This window comes from methanotrophic endosymbiont of Bathymodiolus puteoserpentis (Logatchev) (assembly GCF_900128525.1).
Lineage (GTDB): Bacteria > Pseudomonadota > Gammaproteobacteria > Methylococcales > Methylomonadaceae > Methyloprofundus.
Map to the genome: position 1 here is coordinate 1 of NZ_FQTQ01000120.1, position 1,455 is coordinate 1,455.

General features: G+C 30.2%; 1 protein-coding gene and 1 pseudogene. Both read left to right on the forward strand.

Annotated features, from left to right (window positions below; genetic code table 11):
- Positions 1–75 precede the first annotated feature (75 nt).
- Positions 76–1,245, forward strand: coding sequence for a replication initiation protein (locus BQ7314_RS09720; protein WP_174483512.1), 1,170 nt, complete (start codon positions 76–78; stop codon positions 1,243–1,245).
- 136 nt (positions 1,246–1,381) lie between these two features.
- Positions 1,382–1,455 (forward strand): annotated as a pseudogene (locus tag BQ7314_RS09725) (IS6 family transposase); the annotation flags it as partial.

Genomic DNA, 1,455 nt, shown 5'->3' on the forward strand with positions numbered 1-1,455 from the left:
AATGAAAAGACTGTTTTTTTCATATAGTTGCGGCATGGTTTCAATTTTACCATAAATAATTATTGGGAAACTTCAGTGGAATTAGAAGAAAATAAAAAAAGAGAATTGAGGGCTGTTAATCGAGATTTTAGCTTAGGTGAGTATGGACAAAGTTGGACAAAGCTTGAGCGGTATTTATTTATAGAAATCTATAATGTGATTAAAGACTTTTACCTTTCGGCTTCAGATGAAAATATTAAAACTTTTTCTTCTGAAAGTATTTTACTAAAGCTTCCTGTAAATAGGCTTGATAAAAGCTTATTCAAACCCAGTAAAAAAAACAGGGATTTAATGAAGGCGGCAGAGGGGCTTTCAAAGAAACAAATAAACTTAAAGGCATTGGGTGATGATGGGCAATGGACTTTTCGTTTTATATCAATGTTTCCTGAAATTTGTTATGAACCTTCAAAGGATAGAAACAAAATACTTATTAGAATACCGAATTCAATTTATGAAGAAATGGTGCCGATTGAATCATACTGTTTGCTTGACCTTAAATTACTTTCAGAATTTGGTTCTGGTAACACGATACGACTTTATGAGATTTTCAAATCCTACGCATTCAAAAAAAAATTTGACATAGAGTTTAACGAGCTAAGAAAACAGTTGGGGTTTTTTAATGAAGGAAACTACCAAGAATGGAAATATTTTAATGCTAAAGTTCTTAAACCTGCGGTTAAAGATATAAACAGCTATAAACAATTTGATATTGAAGTGTTTTATGAAAAGAAACGAGGACTAGATAAAGTATCTTTCACGATTAAAACTCACATCATACAAGATGTAAGTAAAATACAAGTACTTAATTTAAACGAAGAAATAAATGGATTGACCAGAATTCCTAATTTGATACAGAAAAAATATATAGAAACTGTTTTATTTTTTTGTAAGAAGAAACACTCGATTAGCAATGAAATTGAGCTTACTGAGTGGATTATCTCTGACCTCATTAACCAGCAAATTAAACTAGAAAAAAGTTTTAATTTTAAACACTCGATGAATTCTATTAGCAAACAAATTAGAAACGGTAACTACACAAAACCTTATTCTCATATACATTTAGTTATTGATGAAATTTCCTTTGATCCTATTATCTATGAAGAAATAAAAAAAATGGTGAGCGAAGGGAATCATGACAATATTAAAGATGAATATAGTTCAGAACAGATAAGAGCTAATCATTTCGGATTTATCATTGACTCATAAAATTAAAAAGGTGGCTAAACTATGTCAGCTGAAGTTTCCCAATAATTATTTATGGTAAAATTGAAGGTTCTGTCGCATTAATGGGTAAATTCTGAGATAATTCCCCCTTATTTCCCAATGTACATAAAATAAAATCATGATCAGCTTTAAAGGGACACACTTTCCCAAAGACGTTATTCTTTATGCGGTTTTCTTTTATGTCAGGTATGG